This is a genomic window from Collinsella aerofaciens ATCC 25986, from assembly GCF_964259375.1.
GTDB lineage: Bacteria > Actinomycetota > Coriobacteriia > Coriobacteriales > Coriobacteriaceae > Collinsella > Collinsella aerofaciens_BO.
The window spans coordinates 15,221-33,166 of sequence record NZ_CAXVJM010000021.1 but is presented as its reverse complement, the minus strand read 5'-3'; the positions used below and the strand labels follow the sequence as shown (position 1 = coordinate 33,166).

Sequence of the window (17,946 nt, the reverse complement as noted above, 5' to 3'; positions counted from 1 at the left end):
CGCCCCCGGTGCCATTCCGCAATATCAACGGTGCCGATTCGCAATAATCACCGGTGCTCAGACGAGCAAATACTCAGGGCGGCATTAAGAAGTAACATGCCTGCTTTAGGCTGGTATGAGAAAAACGGGTGGCAGCCATACCGGCTGCCACCCGTTTTTACTGGATACATGTTGCGTAATTGGCCTTGTCGGCACCTTTCGCGGACTCGGATTTCGGAAGTGCGGGGAAAAACTCCGAATCTCCGAGCACACTGCTCTTTTGCACCCTTGTGACCTGCGGTTTTGTTGCTAAAAAAGTCGGTCTGGTCGGCGGGGCTCAGTTTTTCACAGCACTTCCGAAAACCGCGGTCTCGCAATATGAAAAACGGCCTCCATAACTCTGGGTTAATGGATAAGTGTGGCCTTTCGACGTATATCACTGTCCGTTTATGGAACCTATCTCCAACGAGTCGTAGCCATAGTGTTTAATGTTAGAAACACATAGTTGCCGGCGGGCCGCTGGCGACGTTCCCCCCTGATATCGGAGGTTCCAGGTATGTTTCGCGCTCCGTTAAACAACTATCGGTTGGGCTAACATGGGTCGCCGTGCTATTTCGATAACCCTTGCAGTGGTCTGCCTGGCTGTGCTCCTGGGCGCTACAGGGCTGTTTGCTATAAGCCGAGAAACGTCCTATATGCAGGAATGCGCTTCCGAAGGGTTTGCCATTGATGGTTACTATCGGGATGACAAAACGAGTCGGGAAACCCTGGCTTTTCTTGAGGAGGACAACTGTCGATGGCAGCTGGTCGATCAAGACGGAATCTGCACAGACGGGCAGTTTAAGCGTACGGATGACCCCAACATCCTGATATTAAAGAAGGAAAACGGCGAAGAATTCGGCACGATTCACGTTGCGTATATATCGCGCCGACGCAATCAGGGGCAGATTTACCTAATTAGAAATACTAAGGTGACCCGATTTTATCTGGTGAGCACCGATCCGGCGTTTACAGTGGAATCTGGCGATGTCGATGCGGACGTTTGATTCACGGCAATAAAACGGCGAGCGGGGCGCGGGTGTGAACTGAACCCCTCTATTTGCTCGTGTCCGTATCGCGTCTGCGCCTCGTCATAACTTGCGTCCGTGCGAGCGCTCATCCCGCGCCGGCATCACTTCACGTCAAATTCCACGCGATCGAGCTCGGGCACATTGAGGTCGATGAGCTTGCGAGCGACGTGGCGGTCGTGTGCCCCAAGCGTCTCGCCTGTCGTCACATGGGCGACAATCTCGCGCTCGACGATGCCCTCCTCGTCGCCCTCGGTGGCCGAGGTCTCGACGGCGACGGTGTAGTCCTTAAAGCCTGGCAGTACCGCGGCAAGCTCGCGCGTAGTTTCGGTGACGCCATAGCCGTCCTGCACGCCGGCCTGCGCCGAGCCAATAGACCCCGCCGTCATAACGATGCAGGGGATGGCAAAGATCACCGTGCCCACGATGATGCGGCGGCGCACCTTGCGCGATAGCTCGTCGACCTCGGCGTTTTCCTCGGCGGTCACAATACCGTCGCCGTTGAGGTCGCGCTTGAGCGGCACGCGCAAAAGAAGCAGCACGGCTTCGGCCGCGAGTGCGATAAAGACCACGTTGATGCCAAACTCGTAAAGCGCCGAGAGAAACAGCGACCCGCTTGCGATGGCGATGCCATAGCCCGCCGCGCACAGGGGCGGCATGAGCGCGGTCGCCACGGCCACGCCGGCGATGAGCGTGGCGGGTTCCTGGTCGCGCGAGTTGCCCAGCCCGCCTGCAAAGCCGCCTGCGAGTGCGACGGTAAGGTCCCACACGGTGGGTGTCGAGTTGTCGATGATGGCGGCCGTGGTGGTGCCAAGGGGCGAGAGCTTAAAGTACAGCGTGGACGTGACCAGGCAAAAGGCCATCTGTAGAGCCAAGCCCGCGACGGCCTCGACGGCAATCTCGCGGTCGAGCGTGGCAATGCCGTATGCCATGGCAAGGACCGAGCCCATGAGCGGGCAGATGAGCATGGCACCTACAATGGCGATATCCGAGTCGATATCGAGGCCGATGCTCGCGATGAGCATGGCGATGATGAGGATGCACAGGTGAGTGCCGGTCAGGCGCGCCCCGTTTACAAAGCGTTTGCGAATCACGTGATAGGGCGCGCGTCCCTCGCGAATGTTGAATGCCCGCTTTAGAAAGCGGCTTGCGTTCTCCATGGCCTCGCTGTGGGCGGGGCGGATGCCATGGCGCCGATGATGGCGCTCGCGCAGTCGCTTGAGCTGTTGTTTATCGAGTTCCATGTCCACCTCGTATTGCCGTAGGAACGCGGGTGCGTTCGCAGCATGTACTCTACACCGTGACGGGCGGGGCGGTCATCTTGACATGGAACTTAGGCGAGCAGGCAAAGGAAGACACGCCACATGCGAGTACTGCTGAGGGTTTCGGCAGATACAAAAAAGCGCGGGGCCGGATGGTCTCCGACTCCGCGCTCTGTACGGGTACGTTGTTGTTGGGTTTAGCCCAGCAGGCTCAAACCGACAGAGATGAACGCCAGGATAACGCCGACTATAGACTCGCCACCGAGCAGGCCGCTGGCGACAACCAGGCCCTGCTCCTGGAAGGCGGCGTCCTTGGCGGCCTTCTCCTTGTCCGAAAGACCGGCGGCGGCGTCGCGGCGAGCGGCCCACTTGTCGTAGGCGAGCTTAACGCAGGAGCCCAGGAAAGCCGTGAGCGACATATAGAACGGCAGGTACACGCCCAGGCCGATCATCATGGCCGGAATGCCGAGCCAGTACATGACGATGCCGGCGATAAAGCCGCCTGCGAACCACGGCACGCTCGGGATGCCCGAGACCATGGTGGCGACCACGCTTGCCTGTGCGGCAACGAAGCTCTTGTCGGGGCCGAAGGCGTCCGGACCATAGGCGGTGACGAGCGCGACCATGACGGCGGCAGCGACCAGGGCGCCCACGATGCCGCCGATGGCCTGGCCGACCCACTGTGCGCGCGGGTTGGTGCCCAGCACGGCGCCGGCCTTAAAGTCGTTCATGACGTCGCCCGCAAGGCCGCACGCCACGGCCACGATGCCGGCGATAAAGAACAGTTTGACCTGGGCGAGCTGCGCGAAGGCGGCAACGATGAGCATGACGATGAGGCCGAAGATCTCCATGGGGTCGATACCCGTCTGGCCGCAGCTCTGAGCGCTCATGATGGTAGTGACAAAGGTGAACAGCGTGACGATGACGGCCGGGACAGGGCCAAGGTCGAGCGCGATGGCGACGATCACGGCGATGGCGGCGGCGCCCAGGCCGATGATGCCGGCGTCGAGCTTAAGGGAGCCCGAGATGAGCGACTGCTCGTCGGTGTCGGTGGAGCTGTCGGCGGCGAGGCCGCGGACGATACCGGCGACCTGCGGCAGGATGTCCTTGAGGACGACGGCGACGCCAAAGCCCATCATGAGGCCCATACCCAGGGACTTGACGATGCCCTGTGCGGTCATAACGTCAAACAGACCGGCAGCGGTGCCGCCGACGATGATGCCAAAATTGCCCAGCAGCGCGCCGGCAAACCAGAACGCGACGGGGGCGAAGCCCACCAAAAAGCCGATGGACAGCAACATGGGCGAGTTGTAGATGGCAAAGGTCACGCCGGGGATATTGAGCGTGCACAGCATGCTGGGCACCACGCCCAGGGCGTCGCGAAGCACACTGTAGATGCCGGCGATGGCCATGGAGCCAAAGAGCTGCTTGCCGGTCTTGCCGCCGGCCTCGGTCGCGCGCAGGGTCTGAGCTGCGGCGTTGCCGGTGGGGAACTCAAGCGCGGCGTCCACGATAAAGTGACGGTGGATGAGCGCCGTGGCCAGCAGGCCCAGGATGGTGCCGGCGAGTGCCACGATAAACATGTCGAGCCAACTGATCTGGTCGGCATAGCCCAGCATCCAGGCGCCCGGGATGGTAAACGCCAGACCGCCAGCGACCATGGCGCCTGCGGACATGATGGTGTGGGTGACGTTGGCCTCGTTGAGGCTGGCGTTGCCCATGAGCTTCAGGAAGAACAGCGAAATGACGGCAGCGAAAATGATCGGCCAGGGGAGGGCGCCCATCTTGAGGGCAGTGTAGGCCGAGCTTGCCGTGATGATCACGCAGCCAAGGACGCCGATGACGACGCCGCGCAGCGTGAGTTGCCCGCGCATCGAAGCGCGGTTCGAGGGATTGCTCATATAAAACTCCTTTGCGTATATCCGCTTCCCCCGGGAGCGCCGTTACGGATACGGCGCGGGAAGTCGGGTTACCAAGGGCCGCCGCGTGAGCTCGCGCGCGACCGCGCACCAGTATAGCCGCAAGCTGGTCATTTTGGGATGACTGGTTTAGGTAGGCGATATACTGCTGGGCAGACGAAAGGAGCGCCGACGATGCTTAATGGGTGCGCATATATATTGACGGTCGACGTGGGCAACACGTTCATTCGCTTTGGCCTGTTTGCAGAGAATTCGGCCGCGGCGCAGGAATGTCCGCTTGCGACGTGCGAGATCACCACGCCGTCGAGCATCACAGCAGACGAGGCGCGCATGCGTCTCGTGCAGGTCATGGCCGCACTGGCGGCCGATGCGGGCATGCCGGGCGCGCTCGTTCCCGCGGCGGCCGTGCTGAGTTGCGTGGTGCCGACGCTCGAGCGCCCGTGGAAGGCGGCACTTTCCCGCACCTGCACGGGGCGCGTGCTCATCGTGGGGCCGGGCCTTAAGACCGGCATGCCCGTGCACTACGATGACCCGGCCGAGATCGGTCCCGACCGCATCGCCGATGCCGTGGCGGCCCGCGCCGTCTACGGCTCGCCGTGCATTGTGATCGACCTGGGCACCACAACCAATATCGAGGTCATCGACGCGCACGGCACCTTTGTCGGCGGCGTTATCGCGCCGGGGCTGGCGCTCGGCGCTCGCTCGCTTTCGGCGGCAGCAGCGCGCCTGCCCCAGGTTGAGCCCTCGGCGCCAACGCACGTCATCGGCCGCAACACGCGCGAGGCCATGCGCTCGGGTGTGGTTTTGGGCGAGGTAGCCCGCATCGACGGCATGCTCGACATGGTGCTTGCCGAGATGCGCGCGACCAAGGCCGCGGGGGAGGGCGATGTGCCCATCGTCATTACCGGCGACGATGCCGAGGCGCTTGCGGCGCTGGTCGGCCATAGCCTGACGGTCGACGATGCGCTGACGCTGCGGGGCCTCGCCGAGCTCTACCACATCAACCAAAAGCCCCGCCGCGCGTAGCGATGGGGGCAATGGGACAAAAACGTCTCCACCTTCCACCTGCTACAATGGGTCAAACTATTGCGATTTCGGAGGTGTCTGCCATGTCGGACGATCTTCATCAAACCGCGTCGGGCAAGCGCCGCGACGTTATTAGCTGGGATGAGTTCTTTATGAGCGTGGCCATCGCCGCGCAGCGCCGCAGTAAGGACCCCAACACGCAGGTGGGCGCGTGCATCGCCAGCACCAACCACCGCATCCTTTCGGTGGGCTACAACGGTACGCCCTCGGCGCTCAACGACGACTTTTTCCCGTGGGGCACGAGCGACGACCCGTTGCAGGATAAGCACAACTACGTAGTCCATGCCGAGGCCAACGCCGTGCTCAACTATCGCGGCTCGCTCAAAGACCTTGAGGGTTCCACGGTCTACGTCACGCTGTTCCCGTGCCACGACTGCGCCAAGATCCTGGCACAGGTGGGTGTGGGCGAGGTCGTCTACCTGGACAATAAGTATGCCGACACCGATGACGGCCGTATCAGCCGCCGCATTCTCGACTCCTGCGGCATCAGCTACCGCCAGGTCATCGTCGATGTCCAGATTGGTACCGGGGGACAAGCTCAGCAGTAATATGCGTTGTCGCTATCTGGCGACGAACGCAGCTCAAAGAGCCCCGTCCCAAATTGACTACTCGTGAAAGTCACGTCTGCGCGCATGGACGGCTCGTGAGCGGGTACATGGCTGTAGTAACATAGCTTCTGTCCGCGGGCGTGCCCGCGTTATTGTGAGAAAGGAGCCCCTGTGGCTGTTAACGAAGAGCTGCTTAAGAAGGTTCTTGAAGAGATTCGCCCCAACCTGCAGGCCGACGGCGGCGATATGGAGTATGTGGGCGTCGACGACGAGGGCGTCGTTAAGCTGGAACTGCAGGGCGCTTGCGCCGGCTGTCCCATGAGCTCGCTGACCCTTTCCATGGGTATCGAGCGCATCCTGAAGGAGCACGTGCCCGGCGTTACCCGCGTCGAGCAGGTCAATGCTTCCGGCGAGGCCGAGGACCTGTACGACGAGTACGCGCCGTTCTAAGATGCGAAAGCTGCGGACGGTACGCTCCGCATAGACGTTACGTCCAAATATGCGGCTGCGAGCGCAAGGCCCGCGGCCGCATTTGTATGTAGGGAGCAGGGGGATCGATATGCTCAACGACCTCTACCATATGCTTGACCCCGTTGCGATCTCGGCGGGCCCCATCACGATCTACTGGTACGGTCTGGCCTATGTGGTCGGCGCCCTGCTCACGGCGGTCGTTATGTACCGCACGCAGCGTCGTTGGGGCTTCGACATCACGATCGATGACCTGACGAGCGTCGTGGTCGGTGCGGTCTTTGGCCTTATTATCGGCGCGCGCCTGTTTTACGTCGTCTTTTACGGTGATGGCTACTATTTGGCCCACCCGCTCGAGATCTTTGCCACCAACGAGGGAGGCATGAGCTTCCACGGTGGCCTGGTGGGCGGCATCTTGGGCGGCATCATCGTGTGCCGCATGTATAAGCTCGACGCCTGGACCATCGCCGACCTTGCCGTTATCGGTGCTCCGCTGGCGCTGTGCCTGGGACGCTGCGCCAACTTCGTGAACGGTGAGCTGTGGGGTAAGCCGACCGATCTGCCCTGGGGTGTGGTCTTTGGCGGCACCGCGGGCGATATGCCACGCCATCCCTCCCAGCTCTACGAGGCGTTTCTTGAGGGCATCGTGCTCTTTTGCATCCTGCAGGCGCTCAGTCGCAAAAAACCACTGCTGCCCCAGGGCACGTTTATGGGCGTCTTTGTGATGGGCTACGGCATCGTTCGCTTTTTGATTGAGTTTGTGCGCGTGCCCGATGCGCAGCTGGGCTATCTGCTGGGCGGCGTCATTACCATGGGTCAGCTGCTGAGCCTGCCGCTCATAATCGCGGGCCTGGCGCTCGTCATCTTCGCCCGCCACCGCAACCAGCCCCAGCGCGTCTACCTGGACGCCTAACCACCAAAACCACCACAAGGGGGACAGGCACCTTTGTGGTGGTTCGCTGGGCAACGATGATAGAACCGTAACGTTTTCCAGATAAAACCTGCCAAAATAAACCTGTCCCTTTTTGGCAGGTTTCTAGAAAGGCTTTCGGACTGTGAAGGATCCCGACCTCTCCACAACGGCTGCGCGCGACGCTGCCCGCATCGTCTGGTTTAAGCGCTACCCCGCCAAGCAGACGCTCATCGCATTTTTGCTCGCGCTGTTGGCGACCACGGCGTTTTCCATCGATCCCGCCCCGGTGTCGAGCAACGCAGTCTTGGCGATTGACCCCAAAGCCTCGGGCATGCTGTACGTGTGCTACGAGGTGCTCCTCTCGTTTGCCGGCCATACCGACGCGGTCATGCTGCTTGCGCTTGCCTGCCTGCTCACGCTGCCGTTTCGCTACGTATTCTTTGGCCGCGGCGACGCTTGGCGTCCCTCGGTGATCCTTCCGTCGCTGTTCTTTGCCGTCTGCATGGTGTTTGGCCGCAGCTACGACCTCACCGATTCGGCCGAGATCGTGCTCGGCGACAAGGCCCGCATCATCTGCGCCTGGATAGGCGGTGCGGGCTGGATGCTCTTGGCGGTCGTTGCCTTCTACCTTGCCTTTGAGTGTCTAGATTGGCTGAGCTCTCGGCGCATTCCGTTTTCCGAAGCGCACTTTGGCCGCGTATGGCGTGTGGCTCACGCCGTGCTCTCGGTCCATCCCTTTGCCGGGCCCTTCCTGGTGCTTATGGTCGCTTGGGCGCCCATGCTCATCGCTTCGCTGCCCGGCCTTTTTATGGGAGATACGGGTGCGCAGATTCGCCAGTGGTTCAACTACCCCAACGGCACGAGTGACTACCTGCGTCTGCTCAATCCCAATGTGTTGCTCAACGGACATCACCCCGTGGCGCACACGGCTATCATCGGTTCGTGCGTCCAGCTGGGGCTTTCGCTGTTCAATAGCGCCAACGCAGGTCTTGCCATCTACACCTGCGCCCAGTTCGTCATTACGGCCGCCTGCATGGCCTATTCCATCTCGTCGCTGCGCAAGCTGGGCGTGAGCCTGCCGGTCCGCGGCGTGATCTTGCTGTTCTTTGTGTTTATGCCCATGTTCTCCAACTACGCGGCGCTGCTTACCAAAGATGTGCTGTTTGCCGACGCGTTTTTGGTGCTGTTGGTGCAGACCGTGAAGCTCGTAGCATGCGGCCTGCCCCGTCGCGATGCCAATGCCGAGCGTGCGGGCGAACAGAGGCCCGTGCTCTTTGCGCGCCATGACTGGCTGCTGCTCGCTCTGGGCGCCATGGGTTCCACGTTTCTGCGCAACGGCGGCCTGGTGTTTCCCCTGGCGGCATGCGTGATCGCGGCGGCGTTTTGCGCATGGGACGCGCATGTGGCTCATCGTGCAGCCAAGCAGGCCGGTGCTGCGCCTTCGGGCGCCATCCCGCGTTTCCGCTGGGTGGGAGTTCTTGCGGTGCTTGCACTCTGCCTTGCCTCCAATATGTACTTCACCAAGGTCTTTATGCCGGCGCACGACATCACGCCTGGTTCCAAGCGCGAAATCCTCTCGATTCCGTTCCAGCAGACGGCTCGTTTCGTCCAAAAGCACGACGGCCTCAACTCGGGCGTCAACCCCACGGTTAAGGAGGACGGCACCATCGTGGAGGCTCCTTGCGACGGCTTGGTGACCGACGAAGAGCGTGCCGTGATCGACCGTGTGCTCAAGTACGAGAATCTGGGCCGCCGTTACAACCCAGATAAGTCCGATGCCGTCAAGAACTGCTTTAACGAGTACGCCTCGCAGGAGGACATCAAGGCCTATTTTAAGGTGTGGGCCCAGATGTTCAAAAAGGACCCCGAGTGCTATATCTCGGCGCTCATCAATAACTACTATGGGTATTTTTATCCGAGCGCTCGCGACGCATGGGTCTACAGCACGGCGCGCAGTGCCGAGATCATGGCGAAGCCCGATAACCTCAAGTACTTTGACTTCCATCCGGTCGATAGCAAGGTTGTGCGCTGGTGCGACCACCTGATCAACCTGTATCGCGTGGCAGTACAACGCATCCCGTTTATCTCGCTCACCATGAGCTCGGCCACCTATGTGTGGATCATGATTGCCGTGGTGGTCTACCTGTTGCGGCGTCATTCGTGGAGGGCGCTTGACATTTGGGTGCCGCTTTTGGGCGTACTCGCCGTGTGCCTGATCGGTCCTTGCAACGGCTCCACCTACATGCGCTACCTGTACCCGGTCATCGTCTGCATGCCTTTTGCCATCGGCGCCACCATAGCCCGCAGTGACCTTCTGTGGAACTAGCCAAACTGGTGCAAAGGGGACAGGTTGCTTTGCGTAGAAGGGTTGCGTCATCACGACGCCTTCATTTTGGGGTTTATCTCGCAGGCCAGTAGGTATATCATAACGACGTTTGTTTATATTGCCCGAGCATCTGCGCTGGGCTTTAGGTCGAAACCGATAGGAGACACGTATGTCCGGACACTCTAAGTGGGCCACAACCAAGCATCGTAAGGGCGCGCAGGACGCCAAGCGTTCCGCCCTCTTCTCCAAGCTGAGCCGCAACATCACCGTTGCTGCCCGTCTCGGCGGTGACCCGCTGCCCGAGAACAACGCCAGCCTCGCCGCTGCCGTTGCTAAGGCCAAGGCTCAGTCCATGCCCAAGGACAAGATCAAGTCCGCTATCGACAAGGCCTTCGGTTCGGGTGCCGACGCCGCCGTCTACGAGAACATCGTGTACGAGGGCTACGGTCCCGCCGGTGTCGCCGTCTACGTTGACTGCCTGACCGATAACCGCAACCGCACCGCCGCTGATGTCCGTTCCGCCTTCTCCCACGCTGGTGGTAACCTGGGCACCTCGGGCTCCGTTGCCTTCCAGTTTGAGCGCAAGGGCCAGATCGTCGTCGCCAAGGAGATCCTGGACGAAAACGCCAAGAAGGAGACCATGATCGCCAACGGTGCTGCCGGTGACGAAGATGAGTTCATGATGGCTATCGCCGAGGCCGGTGGCGAGGACTACGAGGACGCCGGCGAGGAGTGGATTGTCTGGACCGCCGCCAACGACGTCATGGCTGTTTCCAAGGCGCTCGAGGAGCAGGGCATTCAGGTCAAGGGCTCCGAGACCACCATGGTCCCGACCACCCCGACCGAGGTCTCTGGTACCGACGCCAAGAAGGTCCAGCGCCTCATCGACCGTCTCGAGGAGCTCGACGACGTCCAGGATGTTTACAGCACCATGGATATGACTGACGAGGTCATCGCTGCCCTCGAGGAGGAGTAGCGCCTGCACGGGTTAAGCCGTGCATATCTGGGCATAATGAAGCGAGCATGCAAGCCTCGTGGAATAGATGAGCCGGATCCGCGTGCGTATGGCACCGGACCCGGCTCTTTTATAATGATGCGAATCGTTTTGCATTCTGTGGACCGAAACCTGAAGGGAGCGCGCGTGCGCGTACTCAAACGAGCCCTAGCGATCGTGTATCTTGCCGCCGCCATCGTGGCGCTGGGTACGCTTGTCTGCCAGTTCTGGGGACCGTATACGTATCGCATTATGTTGCTGTTGCGTGACACCATGCCTCGCGTCGTCGTTACGGTGTGTACTGCTATCGTGGCACTTGGCGTGCTCATCGGTTTTTTCCGCCTGATGTTCGCGCGTCGCGAGCCGTCCTGCGTGCATCCGGCGGGGGAGCGCAATATCGAGGTCACGCTCGCAGCGCTTTCCTCGTGCGCCCGTGCCGCGGCGGAGTGCGATGATCGCGTGATGGTTGAGCATATCGAGGCACGCGTTCAAGGCTCCGACGAGTCGCGCGTTCGTTTTAAGGTCGAGGCCATCGCGCTCGATGACAAGGACGTTGCCGCTCTTGCCACCTCGATGCAGCAGCGCATCGAGAAGGCCTGCGACACCATGCTCGGCACGCCGGGCACGACCGCGCGCGTCCGTTTTTTGCCGACCAAGACTACCGTCCAGACCGTGGAGGTTTCCGGTGAGTGATACCAATCAAGACAAGACCGCCCGCACGCCGCGCCTGACGATCGACCAGAACGCTACGCCGGCAGGCGAGTCCGCCGACACCAAGCCCGAGGCCGGCGAGCAGCACGACAGCGCCGCCAACGACTTTGACGAGGCCATGGGTCTCATCAAAGGTACGGGCGCTGCTATCTGGAGCTACGCCGTGCGCCACCCCAATACTACGCTCGGCGCCTTGGCAGGCTTTATCCTCGCCGTGCTGGTACTTACGTTGGGTCTGTGGGACACGCTCGTCATCGCATTCTTTGTGCTGATCGGCGCCGTGATCGGCCAGATTCGCGACGGCGAGAACGGTATCGTCAACTTCTTCGGCCGCCTGTTTAGCGGCCGCTAATACGTATTCGACTGTCGCATCCGCGGCAGGCATAAGGAGGAACCATGGCTTTTAACACGAAGGTCGATGTGGCCGATACCGAGCTCGAGGCGAATGAGGCCGTCGCCGATGCCGGGGACGTGACGCTCGAGGACGAGGCACTCGTCGAGGCCGAGTCCGATACGGACGAGGACAACGAGGAGATGGACGAGGAGGCGGACGAGTCCGAGGACTCGCTGACCTATTCCAACGGTGTGATCGAGAAGATCGTTGCCATGGCCACCCGCGAGGTGCCGCATGTTCTGGGCATGAAGGGTAACCTTATGCACTTTGTGCAGGAACAGTTTGGTGCCGAGAACCTGACCAAGGGCGTGACGGTCGAGGTCACCGACGACAACCGCGTGGTCGTCAACATCTCGGTCATCATCGAGTACGGCGCCTATGCGCCTGCGATCTTTGACGACGTTAAGGCGCGCGTCACCGAGCGTCTGGCCGCGATGACCGGCCTTGAGGTGGCAGGCGTCAACCTGCGTATCGAGGATGTCATCACCCCCGAGGAGTACGAGCACCGCACCAGCCAGCACGAGTAACCTACCAAATAGGGACAGGTTTGTTTCGATGGGTTTTACCTGCGAAAACGCTAAACGGTCGACCGCGCAAGCAAAAGTGCGGTCGACCGTTTTCTATATGCCCCCGATGCAGGCATACCGCTCGTCTAACTAAGGGTTGCAATCTTCGCGTTCCGCGTTACCCTAATGGGCGCATTGTTTCCAAATTGTTAACGAAGGGTTGCCGTAATGGCCGACGAACACGAGACCGAAAGCAAGGCATGGGCGATTGAAGCCGCTGCGGCAGAGGCGGCGTCGCGTGCCGCCGAGGAGATGCATCGTCCTCCGGTGGTGCCGATGGAGCGCGTTGTCGGTCGCGAGGATATCGAACGTGGCGAGCGCGCCGGCCGCAAGCGCAGCCAGGAACCAGGCTTTCCGCGCTTTTTTGCCGAGCTCAATCTGGGCCTGGTCCTCACGGCCTTTGCCATCGTGGCCTTTAAAACCCCCAATCACTTTGCCTTCGGAGGCACCTCGGGCGTGTCGGTCATTCTTTCCACGCTGTTCCCGACTCTGCCCGTCGGCGTCTTTATGTGGATTATCAACGCGGTCCTGGTCATCCTGGGTTTTATCTTTTTGGAGCGCAAGGCAATCCTTTGGAGTGTCTTTGCCTCGTTTGCGCTTTCGGCCTACGTCTCGCTGTTTGAGCTCTTCATTCCGACGGATGTTTCGATGACGGGCGATATGTGGCTCGACCTGTGTTTTGCCGTCATCTTGCCGGCGCTGGGCAGTGCCATTGTCTTTGACATTGGCGCCTCGACGGGCGGCACCGACATCCTTGCCATGATTCTCAAACGCCGCACGACGCTTGAGATCGGCCGTGCCCTGTTGCTGGTCGATATCGGCATCGTGACCATCGCGGCTTTCCTGTATGGCCCGCGCGTCGGTCTGTACTGCGTGCTCGGTCTGTTTGCCAAGACGCTTGTGGTCGACAAGGCTATCGAGAGCATTCACCTTCGTAAGGTCTGCACGATCATTTGCTCCGAGCCCCTTAAAGTCGAGGAGTTTATCGTCAAGCATCTCAACCGCACGGCAACGATCAGCCGTGGCTACGGCGCTTTCTCGGGCAAGTGCGTCACGGTGATTATGAGCGTGCTGAGCCGTCGCGAGGCAGTGCAACTGCGCCGCTATACCCGCGAGATTGACCCTGGCGCCTTCATCACCATCGTCGATAGCTCCGAAATCGTCGGCAAGGGCTTCCGCGGCACGAACTAGCCCGGTCGTACCCTTCGAATCATTGAATAAACCGGCTACGTTGCAAATCGGTCATCTTGCGGTATTTGTCCCCACATTGGGCGATAATGATGGCAAAGACATCGTTTGCGATCCAGGTGATTCGCTCTAGATACGAAGGGATGATTTCGATGTTCTGTTCGCAGTGTGGCGCCCCCATGGGCGATAACGACAAGTTCTGCGGCGTGTGCGGTGCCCCTAATACCGAGGTCAAGGCCGCCGGCCCCGCTCCGCAAGCTCAACCTCAGCCGCAGGGTCAGCCGTTTGCCCAGCCGCAGCCGTTCGTTGCGCCCCAGCCGGCTATGAACGCGCCCAAGGGTTGCATGGCTCAGGCCTTCAACGACATGCTTAAGGTTCCCGGCGCCTTGGTTCGCGTATGCCAAATCGCCTTTTTGCCGGCGCTGATCTGTGTTGTCTCGGTGCTGGTGCTGTTTATCCCCGTTATCGGCGGTATCGCAGCGGCCATTGGCTTTTTGCTCGCGTACGTGGCAAGCGTGTGCGGCGCGGGCTTTGCCATCGAGTGGGGTCGTGACCTGTCGCTCAAGGATGATAACGGCATGGAGCGTCCGCTGCTGCGCTCGACCTCGTTTGGATTGGGCATTTTCTCGTCTGTCATTACCGGTGTGCTCGAGTTCGTGGCCATTATTCCGGTGATTGGCGTGGTGTTCTCGGCTATCGAGAGCGTCGTGATCGGTGCCGTCGGTTCATATTATTTCAATGGTTGGAGCGGTCTTGAGGGTGCCCTCATCGGTTCGATGGGGCTGCTTGTCTTTGCCATGATCGTGTCGGTGGTACTGGGCATCTTCTTTAAGATGTTTGGTGATGCCGCCGTGATGCACTTTGCCGTCGCGGGGCGCGTGGAAAGCGCGTTTTCGCTCGAGAAGGTCTGGAAGTCTTATAAGGCCAACCTGGGCAAGCTATTCTGCGCCTCGATTCTTCCCGAGTTTTTGACGGGCATCGTGTCGCACATCATCACGTGGATCTTCACCGCCATCTTTGGCGCCATTGCTACGTTTGGTATGTATAGCTATTACTATCGCCCCACGGGTCTTGAGGCAATCATCGAGGGCGGCGGCATTACGCTCATCCTGTTCTTGATGATCGTTGCCTTTGTCACGGTGTTCCTGACTGTGTTTGGCAAGATGCTCAAGTATCGCGCCGTTGGCTACTGGGCCGCGCGCTATGCCAGCGAGTGGGCCGATGAGGATGCCGACGATGTTCTGACGTTTGTGCTTCCGGGTGAGAAGAAGCCTGCTCCTGCGGGATTCAATCCCACGGCCGCCACTGGTGCAGCCCCTGCACCCGCGCCCGCACCTGCCCCGGCACCTGCCCCGGCGCCCGAGGCGACGCCTGCGGAGCCCGATTGGGATGCCCTTGCCACGCCGGCGGATGAGCCGGGCGATAATCCTGCTGCCGAAAACAATCAAACCGAATAGTCGGTCGAGGTGCCCTGGGCAACTGAGCCCGGGGCGCCTTTTTCTACTGCGAAAGCAAGAAAATGCCTGGGAAAACGGTTGCAGTAAAATTTCTCGGAAATTGGCCAATGTTGCGCAACAACGTCGCGGCTATTGTTGAGAACATAGTCATGTAAGGTTTGAAGGCGTGCAACGCCTTAGGAAAAGGAGAAGCTTATGTTCTGTCCCACTTGTGGTTCTCCCATTTCGGATGATGCCAAATTCTGCCCCGTCTGCGGTTCTGCCGTCGGTGCGGCTTCCGCTGCTCCTGCTCCGCAGCCCGCGCCGCAGCCTGTACCTCAGCCCCAGCCTGCTCCGCAGCCCACGCAGATTCAGCCCACTCCGGTTCAGGCAGTTCAGCCTCAGCCTCAGCCGCAGTACACCGGCCAGCAGCAGTACACCGGTTAGCAGCAGTATGCTCAGCAGCCTGCACCCGCCCCGATGGGCTATGCTCCGATTAAAACCGACCGTGGCGTGATCGGCTGGCTCCTGCTTTCCATCGTGACCTGCGGCATCTATTCGTATTACTTCCTCTATTGCCTCGCCCGCGACATCAATGTCATGTGCCAGGACGACGGCGATTCCACGCCGGGTCTGGCAGCATTTATCCTGCTGTCGTTCGTGACCTGCGGCTTCTACGCACTCTACTGGTACTACAAGATCGGTGACCGCCTGCAGGCTAACGCTCCCCGCTATGGCCTGATGTTCCAGGAGAACGGTACCACCGTTCTTATGTGGCAGATTGTCGGCGCGCTGCTGTGCGGTCTTGGCCCCATCTTTGCCATGAACATCATCATCAAGAATACCAATGCCATGGCAACGGCTTACAACACCCGTCTTGGCGCTCGTGCCTAACGATAAGAGCGGCGTGAATAGCTCCCAGGGACATAAGGGCGCGGCGGAACTCATTCGCCGCGCCCTTTCTTGCATCGGTGCGCTCTTTGTCGCCTGGCTCGCACTCTACCTGCTCGATATCGGCTGCGTGTTTCGCCTGATGACGGGCATTCCCTGCCCGGGATGTGGCATGACGAGGGCTTGGCTGGCGGCGCTGCGCCTCGATTTTGCGGCGGCCTTTGCCTACCATCCGCTGTTTTGGGTGGTGCCGATTGCGTTTGTGCTCGCGTTCGTGCGCGAGGAGGTGGCATCGAGCAAGCTAAAACGTGGTATCGATATTGCGGTCACCGTGTTGTGCGTGCTGGTCGTTGCCGTATGGATCGTGCGCCTCATCAATCCGGCGGATGCCGGTCTGCTCTTTGGTGGTCACGCTCCCGCCGGAGTTCCCACCGATATCATCCACCTCGAAACCCCACGCTGGCTCGCCATCCTTCGCTCTTACCTGTCGTGACGGAGGATGCGCTAGAAAAGCGGTCGACACATAAGCGGGGGCGAACGTTGAGATAACGTTCGCCCCCGCTTTGCTCTAGCCAGGTTGTTATGGGTGGGCGTGACGGCTACTCGTCATGCTTCTCATCGTGGCGAGCAGCGGCACGGGCATCGTGAATGCCCTTAATGGCGGCATGGCGGGCGGTGCGGGCGTCGTGCATGGCGTCGCGCGCCTCGGCGGCCGTTGCCTTGGCAGAGCGCAGCTTGGCGGCCAAGTCGGGATTGGTCTCGGCAACCGCGGCGATCGTGGGGCCGTCGAGCTCCTCTTGCGTGGGCTCGGCCAAAAAGTCGATGGCATACTGGGCGGCTACCATAGAACCCTTGGCGAGCACGCTCTCGTCGATCTTATAGAAGCAGGAGTGCTGGGCGTACGTGGCGCCAATCTGGGGGTTGCGCGTGCCAACAAAGGCGAGCACGCCCGGTACGCGGCGCAGATACTCCGAGAAGTCCTCGCCCGAAAGCGTGCCACGGTAATGGCCTTCACCGACCGCACCCAGGCACTTGATCACGGCCTGGCGACAACGCTCGCTCGAGGTGGCATCGTTTTCGACCTTGTAGTTGGCGATGGTGTAGTCGGTGAGCTCGGCCTCGGCGCCTAGCGCTGCTGCGGTGTGCTCCACGATGCGGCGCATAAGCTCGGGCATCTCCTCATGCGTCTTGTCGCCATAGGTGCGCACCGTGCCGGCGAGGTACGCCGTGCCGGCGATAACGTTGCGCGCGGTGCCGCCATGCAGCTCGCCGACGGTGATGACGGCGGGTTCGTAGGGGCTAATCTCGCGCGAGACGATGGTCTGCAGGGCGTTGACAATCTCTGCCGCCACCATAACGGCGTCGTGGCCGCGCTGGGGCATGGCGCCATGGCACGAGGTGCCGCGGACGTCGATGCGGAACCAGTCGGTGTTTGCCATGCGCGGGCCGGGCTCGCAGCTTACGGTGCCGGCATCGACCTCGCTCCAGATGTGCGCGGCGTAGGCGCCGTCGACGCCATCGAGCACACCCGTGCCGATCATGAGCTTGGCACCCCGGCCGTTTTCCTCGCTGGGCTGGAATACGATGCGAATCTCGCCGTGGATGTCATCGGTCATGTGGCGCAGAATCTGCAGCGTGCCGAGCATCATGGCGATATGGCAGTCGTGACCGCAGGCGTGCATGCAACCCTCATTGACGCTGGCGAACTCCTCGCCGGTCTGCTCGGTGACAGGCAGGGCGTCGATGTCGGCGCGCAGCAGGATACGGCGGCGCGGCGTGCCGTCCTCGCGGTAGGCATCCGGCGCGGTACCGCGAAGCGTTGCCACCAAGCCGGTCTTGAGCGGGCGCTCGTAGGGGATATTCATGGCGTCGAGCTGGTTGGCGATGTCGGAAGTCGTGCGCTCCTCGGCAAGGCTCAACTCCGGGTGCTTATGGAAGTGTCGGCGCTGCTTGATGATGTAGGGTTCAAACTCGGTGGCAATATCTCGGATGGCCGCGGTGACGTCGTCTGCCGCGCGAACCTCGGTTGCCGCCATAATCTGCTGTGCCTTGGTCTTCGTCATGGTCGATTTGCTCCTTGCTGGGTTGATCGCAAAATCGTACAGGCTCTCTCCAGTATGCCACCTGCCGCTAGGGCTGGTAAAGTTGCCGTTTGCCGCTTGGGGTTTTGTTGCAAGGGCGGGGGAGTACACTCGGGG

Annotated in this window: 18 protein-coding genes; 15 read left to right on the top strand and 3 right to left on the bottom strand. The window is 60.8% G+C overall.

The genetic code is table 11. From position 1 onward, the window contains the following. The first annotated feature begins 575 nt into the window (after positions 1-575). Positions 576-1,025 carry a hypothetical protein gene (locus tag ACEXKH_RS08760; RefSeq protein ID WP_006234914.1) on the top strand — a complete coding sequence of 150 codons (450 nt, stop codon included), beginning with the start codon at positions 576-578 and terminating at the stop codon, positions 1,023-1,025. Positions 1,026-1,150: 125 nt separating this feature from the next. On the opposite strand, the gene ACEXKH_RS08755 is transcribed toward ACEXKH_RS08760, so the two are convergent. After that, positions 1,151-2,290, bottom strand: coding sequence for a DUF389 domain-containing protein (locus ACEXKH_RS08755; RefSeq protein ID WP_373573819.1), 1,140 nt, complete (start codon positions 2,288-2,290; stop codon positions 1,151-1,153). A 215-nt stretch (positions 2,291-2,505) separates the two neighbouring features. Next, a complete protein-coding gene (locus ACEXKH_RS08750; protein WP_373573818.1) occupies positions 2,506-4,209 on the bottom strand; it encodes an OPT/YSL family transporter in 1,704 nt (567 codons plus the stop codon). Between the two features lie 192 nt (positions 4,210-4,401). Between ACEXKH_RS08750 and ACEXKH_RS08745 the strand changes: the two genes are divergently transcribed. From ACEXKH_RS08745 to ACEXKH_RS08680, 14 genes are all read left to right on the top strand, one after another. Further along, a complete protein-coding gene (locus ACEXKH_RS08745; protein WP_373573817.1) occupies positions 4,402-5,253 on the top strand; it encodes a type III pantothenate kinase in 852 nt (283 codons plus the stop codon). An 83-nt stretch (positions 5,254-5,336) separates the two neighbouring features. Further along, positions 5,337-5,861, top strand: a complete 525-nt coding sequence (locus ACEXKH_RS08740) for a deoxycytidylate deaminase (protein WP_089572276.1) — start codon at positions 5,337-5,339, stop codon at positions 5,859-5,861. Positions 5,862-6,032: 171 nt separating this feature from the next. Further along, complete coding sequence (locus tag ACEXKH_RS08735) at positions 6,033-6,311, top strand: NifU family protein (RefSeq protein WP_035137589.1); 279 nt, start codon at positions 6,033-6,035, stop codon at positions 6,309-6,311. 109 nt (positions 6,312-6,420) lie between these two features. Beyond that, entirely contained in the window at positions 6,421-7,242 is an 822-nt protein-coding gene (gene lgt, locus ACEXKH_RS08730) for a prolipoprotein diacylglyceryl transferase (RefSeq protein WP_373573816.1), read from the top strand. A gap of 142 nt (positions 7,243-7,384) precedes the next feature. Next, positions 7,385-9,568, top strand: a complete 2,184-nt coding sequence (locus tag ACEXKH_RS08725; RefSeq protein ID WP_373573815.1) for a DUF6020 family protein — start codon at positions 7,385-7,387, stop codon at positions 9,566-9,568. Positions 9,569-9,737: 169 nt separating this feature from the next. Next, complete coding sequence (locus tag ACEXKH_RS08720) at positions 9,738-10,544, top strand: YebC/PmpR family DNA-binding transcriptional regulator (RefSeq protein ID WP_055309449.1); 807 nt, start codon at positions 9,738-9,740, stop codon at positions 10,542-10,544. A gap of 165 nt (positions 10,545-10,709) precedes the next feature. After that, positions 10,710-11,255, top strand: a complete 546-nt coding sequence (locus ACEXKH_RS08715) for a hypothetical protein (RefSeq protein ID WP_373573814.1) — start codon at positions 10,710-10,712, stop codon at positions 11,253-11,255. Next, entirely contained in the window at positions 11,248-11,625 is a 378-nt protein-coding gene (locus ACEXKH_RS08710; protein ID WP_227790587.1) for a DUF2273 domain-containing protein, read from the top strand. The genes ACEXKH_RS08715 and ACEXKH_RS08710 overlap by 8 nt, the downstream gene beginning before the upstream one ends. A 44-nt stretch (positions 11,626-11,669) precedes the next feature. Continuing rightward, positions 11,670-12,194, top strand: coding sequence for an Asp23/Gls24 family envelope stress response protein (locus ACEXKH_RS08705; RefSeq protein ID WP_349128830.1), 525 nt, complete (start codon positions 11,670-11,672; stop codon positions 12,192-12,194). 207 nt (positions 12,195-12,401) lie between these two features. After that, entirely contained in the window at positions 12,402-13,424 is a 1,023-nt protein-coding gene (locus ACEXKH_RS08700) for a YitT family protein (protein WP_373573813.1), read from the top strand. 149 nt (positions 13,425-13,573) lie between these two features. Next, entirely contained in the window at positions 13,574-14,878 is a 1,305-nt protein-coding gene (locus ACEXKH_RS08695; RefSeq protein WP_373573812.1) for a zinc-ribbon domain-containing protein, read from the top strand. Between the two features lie 195 nt (positions 14,879-15,073). After that, positions 15,074-15,304, top strand: a complete 231-nt coding sequence (locus ACEXKH_RS08690; protein WP_373573811.1) for a zinc-ribbon domain-containing protein — start codon at positions 15,074-15,076, stop codon at positions 15,302-15,304. A gap of 33 nt (positions 15,305-15,337) precedes the next feature. Beyond that, positions 15,338-15,751: a DUF4234 domain-containing protein gene (locus ACEXKH_RS08685; protein ID WP_373573810.1), complete on the top strand. Its 414-nt coding sequence runs from the start codon at positions 15,338-15,340 to the stop codon at positions 15,749-15,751. 13 nt (positions 15,752-15,764) lie between these two features. Beyond that, entirely contained in the window at positions 15,765-16,241 is a 477-nt protein-coding gene (locus ACEXKH_RS08680) for a DUF2752 domain-containing protein (RefSeq protein WP_373573809.1), read from the top strand. Between the two features lie 106 nt (positions 16,242-16,347). Here the strand turns inward: ACEXKH_RS08680 and ACEXKH_RS08675 are convergent, their stop codons facing one another. Further along, a complete protein-coding gene (locus ACEXKH_RS08675; protein WP_373573808.1) occupies positions 16,348-17,811 on the bottom strand; it encodes a M20 family metallopeptidase in 1,464 nt (487 codons plus the stop codon). Between the last annotated feature and the right edge of the window lie 135 nt (positions 17,812-17,946).